Here is a 16,303-nt window from a genome sequence, read left to right as displayed (position 1 = left end):
CCCTAGCCTATTGGTTTATTTGCAGGCAGTTACCTTGGGATCGGTCACGCCCTTGCACAGCTCTTCCTTCTTGATGTGGCCGGCCTTGACCACCACTTCCAGGTTGGCTTGGGTCACGGGGATGGGCTTGAGGAAGATGGACTTCAGAGAAACCTTCTTCTCACCACCGGCCCAGTCCACCGCACCGGTCACAGGCTTGCCCGCACCCAGTTCCACAGCGGCCTTGGCTGCAGCAGTACCCAAGTCGGCAGAGTTCTTCCACACCGACACGGTTTGGGTACCCAGGGCCACGCGGTTCAGCGCTGCCAAGTCACCGTCCTGACCGGATACGGGAATGCCTTGCAGACCCTTGGCAGTCAACGCTGCAACCACACCACCGGCCATGCCGTCGTTCTGGCAAACCACGGCGTCAACCTTGTTGCCGTTCTTGGTCAGGATCTGTTCCATGTTCTTCTGGGCGTTCTGGGGATTCCAGCCAGCGGTGTACTCTTCACCGACGATCTTCACGTCACCCTTCTTGATAGCAGGCTCCAGAATTTCCTGTTGACCTTCGCGCAAGAAGTTGGCGTTGGCATCACCCGGGTCGCCCTTGATGATGGCGAAGTTGCCCTTGGGCTTGGCAGCCAGGATGGCGCGTGCGGTCATGCGGCCCACTTCCTTGTTGTCGAAGGTGATGTAAGTCACTCCAGGAGCTTCAAACAGGCGGTCATAGGCGATCACTGGAATCTTCAGCTGGTTGGCCTTGTTGACGGCCGGCAGGATGGCGTCCTTGTCACGCCCCAGAACGATCAACACCTTGGCGCCCTTGGCGATCAGACCGTCGATGTCGGTCAGCTGCTTTTCAGTTGAAGCACCTGCATCGGACATGATGTACTTGGCGCCATGCTTGGCCAGCTCAGCCTTGATGGCAGCTTCGTCGGTCTTCCAGCGCTCTTCCTGGAAGGCGTCGTAGCTCACGCCGACAACCAGTTGTGCGAAAGAGGAACCAGCAGCCATGGCAAATGCCAATGCGGTAAGTTGACGTTTAAATTTCATGCTTGTCTCCAGAAAATGAGCCCTGTTCGGGCATCTGTGTTGAATTGACCTCCTGCCGTTCAAACCCTGTTTGACATGATTTAGTTCGGACAGAAAACCAAGTATCTGTCTTTTCGGATAGACGCCACACTAGGGGAAACACTGAGGCGTACCCCTGACCCTGTCAGGGTCAATTCAGAAGAGGGTTTGCGCCGAGGTCAGGAGATGGCGGCAAGGCGCGCCTTGCGTACTGCAGCACCGATCTGCAGGCCCGTGGCGCCATGCTGCTGCGCAGCAGCTGCAACCGGCGCGGTGTCCACCGAAAGCACTTGCTGCAATGCATGCCACAGGCGTGCGCGTTGCGGGTAGGCTGCGTCCTGCAAGCCCTGCCTGCCGCGCGCATCGCACTCGCAGGCCCAGAGCACTTCTGCCATGCGTGCTGGCTTGCGGATGGCGTCGCAGCGCTCCAGCAGACGCAGCATCGCATCGGCACCCAGCTCGCTGCTGCGGTGGATGTTGCCGTGTTCGCGTGCGACGACCTCCGCCAACTCGGCGCACTCGGTCGGTACCCGCAGGCGCTTGCACAACACCTGCAACAGACGCACGCTGCGCGCCTCGTGGCCAATGTGGCGCGGCAACACGTCTGCAGGTGTGTTGCCCTTGCCCAGGTCATGGCCCAGGCAGGCAAAGCGCACAGCCAGACTGCATTGCAGTTGCGCGGCCATGTCCAGCACCAGCATCACATGCACACCAGTGTCCACTTCCGGATGGTGCTGCGGACTTTGCGGTACGCTCCATAGACGATCGAGTTCCGGCAGCAAACGCTTGAGCGCGCCGCAACTGCGCAACACCTCAAACATGCGCGAAGGCGTTGCCTCCATCAGTCCCTTGGCCAGTTCCTGCCAGACGCGCTCAGCCACCAGATGGTCCACTTCACCGTCTTGCACCATGCTCTGCATCAGGGCCTGCGTCTCGGGCGCGACCCGGTAATCTGCAAACCGCGCAGCAAACCGCGCCACACGCAGGATGCGCACCGGGTCTTCGCGGAAGGCCGGTGTCACATGGCGTATCACCTTGGCATCGACATCGGCGCGTCCATGAAAAGGATCCACCAGCTGCGCAGCGTCAAAGCGGCCATCAGTCTGCAGACACTGCGCAGGCAGTGCAATGGCATTGATGGTCAGGTCGCGTCGCGCCAGGTCTTCTTCCAGCGTGACCGAGGGGTCCGCATGCACGGTAAAGCCGGTGTAGCCGTGACCGGACTTGCGCTCGGTACGGGCCAGTGCGTACTCTTCCTTGCTGTGCGGATGCAGGAACACCGGAAAGTCCCGCCCGACCTGGACATAGCCCTGATCCAGAAGTGCCTGCGGCGTGGTTCCCACCACTACCCAGTCGCGGTCGCGCATGGGCAGGCCCATCAGGGCATCACGCACGGCACCACCAACCAGATAGGTTTGCATGAAAGTCAGGGTTGCAGGCGGTAGGGCTCTTCGAAGTCGAGGAAGTCTTTTTCTGCCAGGGCCCCCTCTATCCACGCAGCCACGCCAGGCAGATCGGAGACGCGTCCCACATAGTCGGCAATCGAGATGGGCAGCGGCAGCATATACGTTCTGAAACGCATGCACACCGGCGCAAAGTAGGCGTCTGCAATACTGAAGTCGCCAAACAGCATGGGGCCTCCATGGGTCTCCAGCAAGCCGCTCCACATCTGGACGATACGCTGCACCTCGCTGCGAATTTCGGGCTTGTCGCGCCATAGCAGCGCACCCACTTCAGGCAGGGACGCCTCGATATTCATGGGGCACAGATTGCGCAGGCCACTGAAGCCGCTGTGCATCTCCGCACACACGCTGCGTGCCTGCGCGCGCGCAGCCTTGTCCTTGGGCCAGAGGTTCTTCTGCGGAAACTGTTCTGCCAGGTATTCGGCAATAGACAACGTGTCCCAGACAGCCAGATCGCCATCCACCAGCAGCGGCACCTTGCCCGTGGGCGACAAATCGGCCAGGGTCTGCTTGAAGCGGGAGTCGGTGTCAAAGGAATCAAAGCGCACCATGTGCTCTTCAAAATCAATACCTGCCTGGCGCATCAGTACCCAGGGACGCATGGACCAGGAAGAGTAGTTTTTGTTTCCTACAAAAAGTTTGAGCATGGTGGTCTTTCCTATAAAGACACCATGCTAAACCAAGCCCATCGCATCATCAGGGCAGATCGGTGCTGGCGTCCGGCGTATTGGCGTCCAACGGACCCACCGTACCCAATCTGGCTTTGAGGGATTGCGGCTGCCCGGTGATCAGTGCTGCGTAGTTGGCGGTATTGGAGAGCACCTTCTTCACGTAGTCCCGCGTCTCGTTGAAGGGAATGTTCTCGGCCCAGATGGCAGCCTCCAGCACCGGACCGTTGCGCCAGTTGCGGGGGCGCCCCGGGCCGGCGTTGTAGGCAGCGGCGGCCATGGGCATGGAGCCGCCAAAGGAATCCAGCAGCAGCTTGAGATAGCCCGTACCAATGGCGATGTTGGTGTCGCGCTCGGTGATCTGTGCCGGCTGGAAGTCCGTCATCCCCAGCTTCCTGGCCGTCCATTTGGCCGTGGCAGGCATCACCTGCATCAGGCCGGAAGCACCCACGCCCGACCTGGCATCCATGATGAAGCGGCTTTCCTGGCGGATCAGACCATACACATACGCTGGATCAATGCCGATCTGCTTGCTACGTGCCAGCACCGAATTGCGAAACGGCATGGGAAAGCGCTGCTCGAAGTCCATCAGGTTGCGGGTGCGGTCGCTGCTGTTGATGCAACGATCCCACACCTCGGCGCGGCAAGCCAGGTCGGCAGCTGCCAACATGGCGCGGTCGTCCAGACCACCACGCACGTGCAGATTGGTGCTGTAGTTCCATTCGCGAACCCCTTCGGAACGCAGACCAACCTGGATGGCGTAGAGCGCGCGGGCCAGACCGGGGTTGGCACGGGCCGCTTCACGCTCTTCCACCGTTAGCGGTGCAGGACGCTCCGGAACGGTAATGCGTTGGCCCAACTCCTCGAGTGCCAGTTGTTCATAAAAGCCGCGCACGCCGGCAATGCCGCGCATCAGGTTCAGCGCCACTTCACGCCCGCCATCGACGGCAGGCAAAGCCAGCATCGCCCTTGCGCGCCAGTAGACCCAGACTGGCTCGGCCGCCATCGATTCCGGCATGGCGGCAATGGCGTCCTGCACCATCTGCCACCGCCCTGCACGCAAGGCCGCGCGCACGGCCCAGGCCAGATGGTCTTCATGCATCTGGTTGAAGTCGCCCTGGGCAAAGTAGCCCACCGCATCATTGGATTGCTTGATCGCGGCGCGCTTGCCGATCGCGCCCCAGATCCAGCTACGCTCTTCCTGTGTGAGCTGGGCTTTCCAGCGCAGGTGGTTGACTTCGACCGCAGCGGCATCCGGATCCAGATAGGCCAGGCGGATGATGGCCAAAGAGACCAGCTCACGGGTTTGCGGCCGCAGCGCGGTGAGCTTGTCGTTCAGGTATTTGGATGGATTGGCGTAAATGTCACTCACGGCCTTCACCAGGCCGTCCTTGACGATGCCCACCGCCTGGGTGGTGATGCGCAAGCGATCGTTCTCAAAGCCGAGCCGGGCGCGCGGCCAGACCAGATCGGGCTTTACCGCGTGATCCTTGACCAGCTGTTCGGCAGCGGCAGCACAGCCCTCGTCCGCATCCTTGAGCGACATCCAGGTCTGCAGCACATCCGCCTTGACGTCGGCCCCGGTGGCAAGATGGTCAGCCAGCAGGCCATAGCAGCGCACCGACTTGTCGTCTCCCATGCGGTACTTGAGGAATTCCCGGTTGAAGGCGACCCAGTCCCGGTTGCGCCCGAGCTGCAGCAGCCATTCGGTACGCAGCTTGTCTTCCTGATAGGTCCCGCTGTAGCGTGCGAGAAAATCCTGTATCTCGGTCGGACTGGCCTCATCCAGTCGCGCCGACAGCTCCCAGTAGGCTCCCCAGGGCTCCAGCACATAGCCACGTACCTGGGGCAACAGGCCTGTCAGGCGCTTGCGGTCGCGGACCTTGTAGGCTTGCGCCATGTCGGTGATGACTTCGTCGTAGTGGGCGTTGTCACGACCCTGGGCAAAAACAGGTGAAACGGATGGCAAGAAGACACAGGCGGCTAGGGCTAACGGTGTCAGAATGGCTGGAAACTGCATGTGGACATTATGGACAACTCGAACACGGCAAAAGCATTGGAAAAAAAGGCCCTTCGCGCCGCATTGATTGAACAGCGCAACAGCCTGCCGGACCGGCAGCTGCGGGCAGACATGCTGCAGCAGGTCATGCGCATCTGGCTGGTCGGCAGGCCGGACATCGTGATTGGCGCGTATTGGCCCATCAAGGGCGAGTTCGACCCCCTGCCCGCCCTGCATCGCTGGAAGGAAGATGGCGAACTGCTGGACCAGCCCGAGCCGCGGCGCATCGGACTGCCGGTGGTGAACAAAGAAACCCACACCATGACCTTCCATGCCTGGTATCCGGGCTGCCCCATGGAAGAAGACGCCTACGGCATTCCCAAGCCCAAGGACACCGAGGTGATCGTCCCCACGCTGGTCTTTGCCCCGTGCGTGGGCTACGGGCCTGGCGGCTTCCGCCTGGGCTATGGCGGTGGTTTCTACGACCGCATGCTGTCCAGTCTGAACCCCAAGCCGTTTTCGGTGGGACTGGGCTTTGGCATGGGCTTCCTGCCTGATTTCGAGCCCGAACCCCACGACATGCCGCTGGACGCCATATTGAACGATTACGGCGCTATCTGGCCGGTGTGATGCCTCTGTGCGGGCACGGATAATACCGGGGCATCGCGCACCGGAGGCGCGAATAGTCTCGCATCAGGAAGGAAATCCATGAGTTCACAATCCCCGCTTTCCAGCATGGGCACGCCCATTGACGTGGTCATCATGGCGGCTGGCAAAGGTACCCGCATGAAGAGCTCGCTGCCCAAAGTGCTGCACACCCTGGGCGGGCGGTCGCTACTGCAGCACGTGCTGGATACCGCCGCCAGCCTGCAGGCACGCAAGGCCGTGGTGATCACCGGACACGGCGCCCCTGAGGTGGAAGCTGCGTGCAAAGCAAACACGGGCGTGGGTTTCACCCTGGAGTTTGCCCGTCAGGAGCCGCAACTGGGCACAGGCCACGCGGTGCAACAGGCGGTGCCGCATCTGGAAGATGACGGTATGGTGCTGGTGCTATCGGGCGATGTGCCGCTGACGCAGGCAGACACGCTGTTTCACCTGATTGCTGCGGGTGCTGGCCGCAATCTGGCGCTACTGACGCTGGAGATGCCTGATCCTACGGGCTATGGCCGCATTGTGCGCGACACGACGGGCTCGGTGAAAGCGATTGTGGAGCACAAGGACGCCAGCCCAGAGCAGCGTGCCGTCCACGAGGTGTACAGCGGCATCATGGCGGTGCCCGCAACATCGCTCAAGCGCTGGCTGGCCCGCCTGGACAACAAGAACGCGCAGTCCGAGTACTACCTGACCGACATCGTGCGCTTTGCCGTGGAAGACGGTGCGCAAGTGGTGGCCTACAAGATCAACGATGCGGTGCAGGTTGCTGGCGTAAACAGCCCGGTGCAACTGGCCGCACTGGAGCGCGCTTACCAGCATGGCATTGCCCACCGGCTGATGGAGGACGGCGTGCGACTGGCCGACCCCGCCCGCATCGATGTGCGGGGCGACCTGCGCTGTGCACATGACGTGAGCATCGATGTGAATTGCGTCTTTACCGGGCAGGTCAGCCTGGGCCGGGGCGTCAGCATTGGTGCCCATTGCGTGATCTCCAATGCCGTGATTGAAGAAGGCGCCGTGATTCACCCTTTCACCCACATCGACGGCGAGAAGCTGGGCGTTACGGTGGGTGCCGGATCATTGATCGGACCGTTCGCCCGTCTGCGTCCCGGCGCCCGGCTGGGCAAGGAAGTGCACATTGGCAACTTTGTGGAAGTAAAGAACTCCACCCTGGCGGATGGCGCCAAGGCCAATCACCTGGCCTATCTGGGTGATGCCACCGTGGGCGAGCGTGTGAACTATGGCGCCGGCAGCATTACGGCCAATTACGACGGCGCCAACAAGCATCGCACCGTGATCGAGGCCGACGTGCACGTGGGCAGCAACTGTGTGCTGATTGCCCCTGTGACGCTGGGTGCGGGCGGCACCATAGGCGGTGGCTCCACCATCACCAAGGACACACCCGCTGGCGCCTTAAGCGTGGCGCGTGTTCGGCAGGTCTCTATTGCCAACTGGTCGCGCCCCAAGAAAGCCCCCAAGGCATAGGGCACACCATGTCGGACGCGCAACAGCAACGCATTGCGGCACTGGAGGCCGAGTTGGCAGGCCTGCGCGCGGAAATGCAGGACTACACCTACACCGTGTCCCATGACCTGCGCGCACCGCTGCGCCACATCCTGAGCTACGCGCAACTGGCACAGGAGGAGGCCGGGCCGTTGCTGCCGGAAGAATCCAGGGGCTTTCTGCAAACGATTTCAGAGTCGGCGCAGCATATGGGCAGCTTGCTGGACGGGCTCACCGAGTTGTCGCGTCTGGGCACGTCCCCGGTGCAATGCGCGCCGGTACCCCTGCATGCGCTGTTGCAGGACGTGATGGCAGAGGTGGTGCAGCCCTACCCCGGGCGCGCTGTCCAATGGGCAGTGCCACCGCACGCCCCTGAGGTGATGGCAGACGCCTCCCTGTTGCGGCGCGCCTTGCACTGCGTCCTCGACAACGCCCTGAAGTTCACCGCGCAACGCAATGTGGCCCATATCTCCATTTCGGTGGAGCTTCAGGTCGCCGCCGATAGCCACCGCAACGCGCTGGTCACGCTGTCCATTCAGGACAACGGTGCGGGGTTCAACCCGGCGATGCGGGAGCGGCTGTTCAAGCCGTTTCAACGCTTGCACACCACGCGTCAGTTTCCCGGCGTTGGCATGGGTCTGGCACTCACCCACAAGATTGCACAGCGTCTGAATGGGGCGGTCACCATCGAAGGCGCTCCGGATGCAGGCTGCCGCGTGCAGCTGAGTCTGCCAGCGGCCATGGCTGTCACCTCAGACCTCTTGCAGGGATAGTTCGGCGCCAAACTTGCTGCGTTTGACACTGAAAAAAGCCTTGACGTTGCGCACATTGGCATCACTGGTGAACAGGCGCTGCACCAGCGCCTGGTAAGCCGGCATGTGTGCGGTATGCACCACCAGCACAAAGTCCGGCCCGGGCGATACGCGATAACACTGCTGCACGGCTGCGTCTTGCAGCACACGGGTTTCAAAACGCTCCAGTTCTTCGGCGCCCTGACGATCCAAGGTGATTTCTACAATGGCGCTCAGACCATGGCCTATGGTTTGTGCCATTGCTTCCGGATTGAGCACCGCAATCTGCCGCTCAATCAGGCCTGCTTCACGCATGCGCTTGATGCGCCGCAGACAGGTCGGCGCCGAAGTGTGCACCGCCCGGGCCAGGTCCTGATTGCTCAGCGACGCGTCGCGCTGCAACTGCGCCAGGATTTGAATATCCATCGCATTCAAAGATATTTGTTTCATTTTTCAATGATGTTCAATTTTTAATTTCACTTCTTTGACTTAGTGCAATATTAGTTCATTTTTCAAACCTGTTTGCACACTTATTTCTTAATCGACGATCTAATATCGCTCCATTACCAACTGCTGGAGCGCGTTTTATGTGTGGCATCGTCGGCGCGGTTTCGACCCGCAACATTGTTCCCATCCTGGTTCAAGGCCTGGAACGTCTGGAATATCGTGGGTATGACTCCTGTGGTGTGGCGGTCTACGCGCAGGATCTGCACCCGGGCTTGCGCCGCGCCCGCAGCACCTCACGCGTTTCCGAACTGGTCGAGCAGATTTCCAGCACCCACCTGCAGGGCCTTCTGGGCATTGCCCACACCCGCTGGGCCACCCACGGTGCGCCAGCCGTGCACAACGCCCACCCCCATTTCAGCCACGGCGTGGGTTCGGATGCGGCCACCAAGCCAGGACACATCGCCCTGGTCCACAACGGCATCATCGAAAACCACGATGAACTGCGTGCCAGCCTGAAGGCGCGTGGCTATGTGTTTGACAGCCAGACCGATACCGAGGTCATCGCCCACCTAATTGACAGCCTGTATGACGGCGACTTGTTTGAAGCCGTCAAAGCCGCTGTGCTGCAGTTGCATGGCGCCTATGCGATTGCCGTGTTCTGCAAGGACGAGCCGCACCGCCTGATCGGTGCGCGTGCGGGCTCCCCCTTGATTCTGGGCGTGGGCAAGGACGGCCAGGAGCACTTTCTGGCCAGCGACGCCATGGCACTGGCCGGCGTGACCGACCAGATCGTGTACTTGGAAGAAGGCGACCTGGTCGACGTACAGCTGGGCAAGTACTGGTTGTTCGACAAGGAGCACAAGGCCGTCGCCCCCGCCCTGCGCCCGGTGAGAACGGTGCATGCACACAGCGGCGCGGCCGAACTCGGCCCCTACCGCCACTACATGCAAAAGGAAATCTTCGAGCAGCCGCGCGCCATCGCCGACACGCTCGAAGGCGTGGAAGGCATCACGCCCGAGCTGTTTGACCAGCAGATGAACCACCAGCCCGGCGCCAATGCCGCCCGCGTGTTCAAACAGATCGACTCGGTACTGATACTGGCCTGCGGCACCAGCTACTACAGCGGCTGCGCGGCCAAGTACTGGATAGAGAGCATTGCCAAGGTACCTTGCAATGTGGAAGTGGCCAGCGAGTACCGCTACCGCGACTCGGTACCCAACCCCAATACCCTGGTGGTCACCATCACCCAAAGTGGCGAGACCGCCGACACCCTGGCAGCCCTGCGCCACGCCCAGTCACTGGGCATGAAGCACACACTCACCATCTGCAATGTGGCCACCAGCGCCATGGTGCGCGAGTGCAGCCTGGCCTACGTGACGCGTGCCGGCGTGGAAATCGGCGTGGCATCCACCAAGGCCTTCACCACCCAACTGGCAGGCCTGTTTCTGTTGACCCTGTGCCTGGCCCAGGCCAAAGGCCGCTTGAGTGATACGGAAGAAGCCCGCCACCTCAAGGCCATGCGCCACCTGCCCGCCGCTTTGCAAGCCGTGCTGGCGCTGGAGCCGCAGCTGATTGCATGGGCCGAGGACTTCGCCAAGTGCGAGAACGCCCTCTTCCTGGGCCGCGGCCTGCATTACCCCATTGCACTGGAAGGCGCGCTCAAGCTCAAGGAGATCAGCTACATCCATGCCGAGGCGTATCCCGCCGGTGAGCTCAAGCACGGTCCACTGGCCCTGGTCACCAGTGCCATGCCGGTCGTTACCGTGGCACCCAACGATGCGCTGCTGGAAAAACTCAAGAGCAATATGCACGAGGTGCGGGCCCGCGGTGGTGTGCTCTACGTTCTGGCCGACAGTGACACGCACATCGAAAGCGGCGAAGGCTTGCACGTGATCCGCATGCCGGAACACTATGGCGAACTGTCACCGCTGCTGCACGTAGTGCCCTTGCAGTTGCTGGCCTATCACACCGCTTGCGCGCGCGGAACCGATGTCGACAAGCCAAGGAATCTGGCCAAGAGTGTGACGGTGGAGTAACGGAATAACGAAGAGCAGGGAACTTATTTCGCGCAATTAAAGTCGAAAACAACCTATTTTTCTGGCTGTTCGATACGCAAGAGTTCTAGGGAGCAACTGGATCACGATCAGTCGTCTTTCTGACCGAGATGGGCCGGATGCAGTCGCTGCACTTAAGAATGGCCGGTTACTGGAAGCCCATCGGGTTATTGGTTTGTAGGTGGCCGTTGATTTCATGTATGCCACCGAACTCGTGGGTGGAAGTGACACCAGCGGTTGAATTGATTTCTCCGAACCAGTCATTCACCCTACTGAGGAGCTGCAGGTTGCGCAACCTGCACGGGTTGCGGCAAACCCTGAATCACCACTTCCGCAAAAGGTTGCAAGCTTTTTGCGATAGCGTCAGGAAAATTCTCCACGGGTGTCAGGTTGTAGGAGCTTGAACTGCCCCCGGCACCCATGAGCGCACCAATGACCAAGGCGGCTGTATCGGTGGCACTCGTAGCCTTCTTCTCGGCGCCTGCAAAAACTTCGCCGGGCAGCATGGCCTTTTCCAAAAAAGAAAATTGTGCTGTCTTACCGTCGAAGTGAAACCGCACATAACCACTTTTTACATGCAAGGCGGGCTTATGTTCAATCTGCTTCCATTGAAACCAGTTTCCACTGTCACTGGCCTTTTTGATGGCCACCATGTCCATATCAAAATCCAGCTCCAAAACAATCGAGTCCTTCTTCGCTTTGGACAAGGCGTAGTAGTGCTGTGCGTACCAGATTGTGATCCAGCTCCGCCGATATCAGCACCGTACGATCAATCCACGGTGTGCTGCACAGCCAATGGAAAAGCCGGTGCTGCGGGTCATCCGGCAGGTTAATGTCCAGAAAGATCCAGTCAGGTGCAGGCAGGCGCGCTAGTTCGCTGTGGGCCTGCGCCACTGTGTAGGCGCTGGATACGCTGGTCTGCGCTTGCGTGGCACCCAGCAATGCTGCCAGACCCTGGCAGGTAAGCGGGTGATCATCAACAATCAGGATTTTCACGCGGTTCTCGTTTCGGATGTACGGTCCAGCACGGCACACAAGGTGTGGGCCAGCACGTCCGGCGAAACCGGTTTGAAAGCGACAAGGTAGCCTGACTCCTCGGCCTGGGCCTGAACATTTTGTGCAAGCTCGCCCGTTTGCAACAGCCCCACGACATTGGGAAAATGTTCCAGCAACGCATCCAACAGCGCAACGCCGTTTAATTCTCCCGGCAACCGGTAGTCGCTGATAATGCATTCGGGCACCCAGTGCGGCCCACACTGGTCCAACACCAATCGGAGCGTTCCCACGCTTGCACAGCGCAGGTCGATTTTCCAGCTCCCTAGCAATGCCTGCATCGCCTGCAGAACCATGACGTCGTCATCGATCAGCAAAATGCGCCGTCCAGCCAGTACACCTTTGGACAACTGCTCGCCCTGCGCCACATCAGTGCTCACCTGGGGCAGTTCCATTTGCATAAACAGTTCGCCTGGAATATGCAAGCGAAAGCAACTGCCGCGTCCCGGACGTGAGTGCAGGGTCACGCGCAGGCCCAGCAGGGCCGTTGACTGGCGCACGATGGCCAGTCCCAAACCCAAACCCTTGCTGCGGTCGCGTTCCCGATTGCCGATTTGGACATAGTGATCAAAGATACGCTCATGGTCCTGCGGGGCAATGCCAACGCCCGTGTCCCACACCTCCAGCCACAAACCGTGCCCCCCATGGGCCGGACGCAGAGCCAACAGAACACCGCCTTTGGCGCTGTAACGCACAGCATTGCTCAGTAGGTTTCCCAATATGCGTTCAAGCAATAGTTTGTCAGTACGCATCACAACATGTTCAAGGGTGGAGGCAATGCGCAATCGCATGGCTAGTCCCTTGTAGGTGGCCTTGGGACGCACCGGCTCCAATGTGTCGCGCAAAAGGGCGGGCAGATCCAAGCCTTCCAGGGTGACGCGCTCTGTGCCAGAGTCCAGCCGTGAAAGCTCCATCAAGGCGTTAAACAAGGAACTCACCGACGTACCTGCCGCGGCAATCTTCTGTATCAGTGGGTGGTTGGCCGCCTGCGGTTCACTTTGTCGATAGGCCTCTATCAGCAGCAGCAAGGCATGCACCGGCTGACGCAGGTCATGGCTGGCTGCGGCTAAAAATTCAGATTTGTCGCGATTGGCCTTTTCGGCACGTGCGGCGTGGGCGGCATTGGTCAAAGCCAATTGTTCATTGTCCAGGCGCAACTGGATCGAATCAATCAGGGTCCTGTGTGTACTGCGGGCAATCAAGACCAACACCATGAGATACAGCACGCACATGCCAATGACAAAAGGCGCCTGCTCACCGAATATTTCAGGTAGCTGCGAAGTCAGTGCCACGGTTCCCAGCAGCACGCTGGCGTAAAAGGCCCGCATGTCGTAAACATTGCTTACCGCGGAATAAGCCAAAGCACCTGCGAACGAAGTCATCACCACCAGGTTGCTGACCTGCGCATTGACCACAAACAGCAAACCCAAGCTGCCCCACGCCAATCCAGCAATCGAGACCAGGAAGAAGTTTGTGATTTGCCATTGGCGCAGTACCTGTGGGTCCGGCACGGGCCTTGCAACCTTGTGGCGAAAAAACCAGACAGCTGCATACAGTACGCCAGCCACCAGTTGCATGGATAGTGCCCAAAGCATCACGCGCTGGTGGGGTGCTGCAGCCCATACACCCGCCGCCACCAGGAGGGACAGACAGATCTGACCAAACACGTGGGAGCGCAGATTGCGGTAACCCAGGCGGAACAGTTCCCGCTGTACTTCGAGTAGCTGGATTGGTGCTAACTGAGAACGGGTCATAAAGTGCAAAGCGGTATCCAAGCAAGTATGAATAGCGGGTGATTGTGATGCTACCCCCCAAATGGGGGGTTATACGTGGGGTGCTGACCTGCCCCACCATCAAGCCCTTAGACGAAGCCGCCATTCTGGAAGCGGTCCGCTACAAGCGTCGCCTAGTGGTTGTGGCAGAAAACCATTCCATCGTGGGTGACCTAGGTGAAGCGATGTCGAGCACACTGCTGCATAACCGGGTTCAGCCAGCCGGCTTTGAGCTGGTTGGTTTACCCGACCAGTATCCGGATGCTGGTGCACTGCCCACGCTGCACGATCGCTATGACATCAGTCGCGAGGTTCTCGGCCAACGCATCCTGAAGTGGTTACTCTGAGCTATTAGCAGAAAGTCGCGGCACTTGCTGTCGCGGCTTTTGTGCAACTGTGTTTTCCATATACCGCGTCTGATCCTCCAAATCGCTTAATTCAACAACGCGTGCACGAAAATGGGGGTATCGGACGAATGGCAGCCTAGTGGGGGCACGACACTCTCACATTCTTGACCGCCTTGGGCGCACTGGAGGTGCTTAGCGATAACGTAAAAGTTCGTGGGTCACGATTGCTTGGATTGAGAGGACCATTCAGGCAGCTAATTGGCTGCAAGCGTCTTCACCTCGCCGGGTTGCCAGCCACCTCCAAGTGCTCTAAAGGTAGCGACGGCCGCACGTGCAGATTCCATTTGCGCTTGCGCTTTTGCATCCGATGCGCGAAGCAGGTTCTCGTCAGCCTGAAGGACCTCGATCAAGCTGACCACTCCCTTTTGATAGGCTGCATACGAAGCGTCACGCGCGCGGCCAAGCGAATCCACTCCTTCTGCCAATATGATGCCCTGGTCCTCTCGCTTGACCAGGGCCGAAAACGCGTTCTCCACATCCTCGGTTGCGTGCAAGGCAGCGAGTCGATACGCAGCCAACATCTCGGCCTCTTGCCCCTTGGCCAAGGCAATCTGCGCATCAATGCGACCGAAGTCAAACAGACGCCAACGCAGACCAAGCATGCCAGATGCTTGGCTGGCGCCTCCAGTGAACAAATTGCCGGAAACGGTAGTAGCGCTACCGATCAATCCGCTAAGAGAGAGCTTTGGATAGTATTCAGCGAGGGCTACGCCTATACGCGCGTTCGATGCGGCCAAGCGGCGTTCGGCTGCAATGAGGTCCGGTCTACGCCTGAGCAACTCCGCGGGCGAACCTATGCCGGTGATACGTGGCGGTGTCGGAATGGCGGCGGATGCAATCAACTGCGGCCGGTGCGTTCCGGCTGGAGCGGCGAGCATCACATCCAGCGCGTTCATGGCCACATCCAGACCAGACTCCAAAACCGGGATGGATGCCCGCACCTGCGCAAGCGCGCCTTCGGCCTGCCTCACTTGAAGTTCTGCAGCCAGGCCTTTGCCGTACAAAAGCCTGATGGTTGAGAGCAGATCCTGTTGGGTCTGGACTTGGTGGCGTGCAACATCCAAGCGGGTTTGCAGGCCCCGAATGGTGATGTATGTATCGGCCGTCTGCGCCGCCACTGCCAAGCGGGTAGCCGCAAGTCCTGCCTCTGTAGACTGGTATTCGGCGCGTGCTGCTTCCTGCTCTCGGCGCAGCCCTCCAAACACGTCCAGCTCCCAGCTTGCACCGATGTCGACCTCGTATGCATTTCCATAACGGTCATAGCCTGGTGTCGAATTCAAGACCCTGCCCAAAGGGGTCTCTATCGATTGGTAGGCTCTGGCGGCTTGACCACTCAAATTACCGGACGGCTGCACTGCTGCGTTGGCAAAGCCTAGACCGGCGCGGGCCTGAGCCAAGCGAGCAGATGCCTGTGCCAGATCCAGGTTCTGTTCCAATGCCTGGGTCACCAGCTCAGTCAACTGAGGATCTCCAAAACCCGTCCACCACGTAGTGAGGTCGGCAGTGGCTTTCGCCTGTCGCAAATCTACCGCAGCCTGACCTTGGAATTGCTCCAGCATGGGCACATTCGGACGAACATATTCTGGACCTACGGCACAGCCTGCTGACAGGCCGGCAACCACGAGCGCGGCAAGCGTATGTTTGGGCAACATCGGATATCTTCCTTAAAAGTTGATAGTGACTAATATACCAAATAGTCACATATTGTCCAAGTCCCACAAATGACGTAAGCTGAACTGCTATGACAAAAACCAGTACTTATTCCGCTTCAGGCCGCGGCCCGGCCGATCACGATGTGCGAAATCAAATTGTTGTTGCAGCCACACAACATTTCAGCCGCTACGGCTATGAAAAAACAGCAGTCTCCGATCTCGCCAAGGTCATCGGGTTTTCCAAGGCCTACATCTACAAGTTCTTTGAGTCCAAGCAAGCCATAGGCGAGGTGATCTGCACCAATTGCCTTCTCCAGATCGAATCCGAGGTCAGCGCAGCGATCGCCGGGACTGAGACGCCGCCAGAGAAGTTGCGTCGAATGTTCAAGGTCATGACCGAGTCGAGCCTTCGCCTTTTCTTCCAGGATCGCAAGCTGTATGAAATTGCCGCATCCGCTGCGACCGAGCGCTGGCAGTCGGTTATTGCCTATGAAGGGCGCATCCAGAAGATGCTTCGGGACATATTGCAAGAAGGTCGCCAAACCGGAGACTTCGAGCGCAAGACGCCCCTGGATGAAACGGCGATGGCGATTTATCTGGTCATGCGCCCCTACCTCAACCCGTTGCTCTTGCAACACAGCCTGGAGAACACCGAGGAGGCACCCCTGCTTTTGTCGAGCCTCATCCTCCGCAGCCTGTCGCCTTGACGAAAAATATGTGTGACTATTGACACATTTAGTCACTAGTACCATAATGAAAGTCCTGATCATTTCCTCAAAGGGACTTT

The 16,303-nt window shown here is 59.5% G+C and carries 14 protein-coding genes and 1 pseudogene; 6 read left to right on the top strand and 9 right to left on the bottom strand.

Annotation, left to right across the window (positions count from 1 at the left end; all coding sequences use genetic code 11):
• Nucleotides 1–15 precede the first annotated feature (15 nt).
• From AAGF34_RS13800 to AAGF34_RS13785, 4 genes are all read right to left on the bottom strand, one after another.
• Nucleotides 16–1,035 carry a substrate-binding domain-containing protein gene (locus tag AAGF34_RS13800; protein WP_342616304.1) on the bottom strand — a complete coding sequence of 340 codons (1,020 nt, stop codon included), beginning with the start codon at nucleotides 1,033–1,035 and terminating at the stop codon, nucleotides 16–18.
• Between the two features lie 197 nt (nucleotides 1,036–1,232).
• Entirely contained in the window at nucleotides 1,233–2,474 is a 1,242-nt protein-coding gene (locus AAGF34_RS13795; protein WP_342616303.1) for a multifunctional CCA addition/repair protein, read from the bottom strand.
• A gap of 5 nt (nucleotides 2,475–2,479) precedes the next feature.
• The gene (locus AAGF34_RS13790; protein ID WP_342616302.1) at nucleotides 2,480–3,163 is read right to left on the bottom strand and encodes a glutathione S-transferase family protein; all 684 of its coding nucleotides are present in this window, start codon (nucleotides 3,161–3,163) and stop codon (nucleotides 2,480–2,482) included.
• Between the two features lie 49 nt (nucleotides 3,164–3,212).
• Nucleotides 3,213–5,204: a transglycosylase SLT domain-containing protein gene (locus AAGF34_RS13785; protein ID WP_342616301.1), complete on the bottom strand. Its 1,992-nt coding sequence runs from the start codon at nucleotides 5,202–5,204 to the stop codon at nucleotides 3,213–3,215.
• A gap of 36 nt (nucleotides 5,205–5,240) precedes the next feature.
• Here AAGF34_RS13785 and AAGF34_RS13780 point away from each other — a divergent pair, with 36 nt between their 5' ends.
• The 3 genes from AAGF34_RS13780 (at nucleotide 5,241) to AAGF34_RS13770 (ending at nucleotide 8,113) form a co-directional block, all read left to right on the top strand.
• Complete coding sequence (locus tag AAGF34_RS13780) at nucleotides 5,241–5,813, top strand: 5-formyltetrahydrofolate cyclo-ligase (RefSeq protein ID WP_342621091.1); 573 nt, start codon at nucleotides 5,241–5,243, stop codon at nucleotides 5,811–5,813.
• A gap of 78 nt (nucleotides 5,814–5,891) precedes the next feature.
• On the top strand, nucleotides 5,892–7,322 hold the full coding sequence (gene glmU, locus AAGF34_RS13775) for a bifunctional UDP-N-acetylglucosamine diphosphorylase/glucosamine-1-phosphate N-acetyltransferase GlmU (protein WP_342616300.1): 1,431 nt from the start codon (nucleotides 5,892–5,894) through the stop codon (nucleotides 7,320–7,322).
• A gap of 8 nt (nucleotides 7,323–7,330) precedes the next feature.
• Nucleotides 7,331–8,113 (top strand): ATP-binding protein, encoded by a 783-nt coding sequence (locus AAGF34_RS13770; RefSeq protein WP_342616299.1) that lies wholly within the window; start codon nucleotides 7,331–7,333, stop codon nucleotides 8,111–8,113.
• Here AAGF34_RS13770 and AAGF34_RS13765 read toward each other — a convergent pair.
• The gene (locus AAGF34_RS13765) at nucleotides 8,093–8,581 is read right to left on the bottom strand and encodes an Lrp/AsnC family transcriptional regulator (RefSeq protein ID WP_342616298.1); all 489 of its coding nucleotides are present in this window, start codon (nucleotides 8,579–8,581) and stop codon (nucleotides 8,093–8,095) included. The two genes, AAGF34_RS13770 and AAGF34_RS13765, sit on opposite strands and share 21 nt — an antisense overlap.
• Before the next feature lie 137 nt (nucleotides 8,582–8,718).
• On the opposite strand from AAGF34_RS13765, the gene glmS reads away from it, so the two are divergent.
• Nucleotides 8,719–10,614, top strand: a complete 1,896-nt coding sequence (gene glmS, locus AAGF34_RS13760; RefSeq protein ID WP_342616297.1) for a glutamine--fructose-6-phosphate transaminase (isomerizing) — start codon at nucleotides 8,719–8,721, stop codon at nucleotides 10,612–10,614.
• A 287-nt stretch (nucleotides 10,615–10,901) separates the two neighbouring features.
• Here glmS and AAGF34_RS13755 read toward each other — a convergent pair whose 3' ends face one another.
• Genes AAGF34_RS13755 through AAGF34_RS13745 form a run of 3 tightly spaced genes read right to left on the bottom strand, consistent with a single transcriptional unit; the run spans nucleotide 10,902 to nucleotide 13,439 of the window.
• A complete protein-coding gene (locus AAGF34_RS13755; RefSeq protein WP_342616296.1) occupies nucleotides 10,902–11,339 on the bottom strand; it encodes a hypothetical protein in 438 nt (145 codons plus the stop codon).
• Nucleotides 11,293–11,628, bottom strand: coding sequence for a response regulator (locus tag AAGF34_RS13750; RefSeq protein ID WP_342616295.1), 336 nt, complete (start codon nucleotides 11,626–11,628; stop codon nucleotides 11,293–11,295). Before AAGF34_RS13750 ends, AAGF34_RS13755 begins: the two co-directional genes overlap by 47 nt.
• Entirely contained in the window at nucleotides 11,625–13,439 is a 1,815-nt protein-coding gene (locus AAGF34_RS13745; protein ID WP_342616294.1) for an ATP-binding protein, read from the bottom strand. Before AAGF34_RS13745 ends, AAGF34_RS13750 begins: the two co-directional genes overlap by 4 nt.
• A gap of 80 nt (nucleotides 13,440–13,519) precedes the next feature.
• Between AAGF34_RS13745 and AAGF34_RS13740 the strand changes: the two are divergent.
• Nucleotides 13,520–13,804: pseudogene (locus tag AAGF34_RS13740) on the top strand (transketolase C-terminal domain-containing protein); the annotation flags it as partial.
• A 254-nt stretch (nucleotides 13,805–14,058) separates the two neighbouring features.
• Here the strand turns inward: AAGF34_RS13740 and AAGF34_RS13735 are convergent.
• Nucleotides 14,059–15,516 carry an efflux transporter outer membrane subunit gene (locus tag AAGF34_RS13735; RefSeq protein WP_342616293.1) on the bottom strand — a complete coding sequence of 486 codons (1,458 nt, stop codon included), beginning with the start codon at nucleotides 15,514–15,516 and terminating at the stop codon, nucleotides 14,059–14,061.
• 89 nt (nucleotides 15,517–15,605) lie between these two features.
• Between AAGF34_RS13735 and AAGF34_RS13730 the strand changes: the two genes are divergently transcribed.
• Complete coding sequence (locus AAGF34_RS13730; protein ID WP_342616292.1) at nucleotides 15,606–16,223, top strand: TetR/AcrR family transcriptional regulator; 618 nt, start codon at nucleotides 15,606–15,608, stop codon at nucleotides 16,221–16,223.
• Nucleotides 16,224–16,303 lie beyond the last annotated feature (80 nt).

This window comes from Rhodoferax sp. GW822-FHT02A01, from assembly GCF_038784515.1.
Taxonomy (GTDB): domain Bacteria; phylum Pseudomonadota; class Gammaproteobacteria; order Burkholderiales; family Burkholderiaceae_C; genus Allorhodoferax.
Note: the sequence above shows the minus strand (reverse complement) of the source record. Positions and strands in the feature narration are given on the sequence as shown.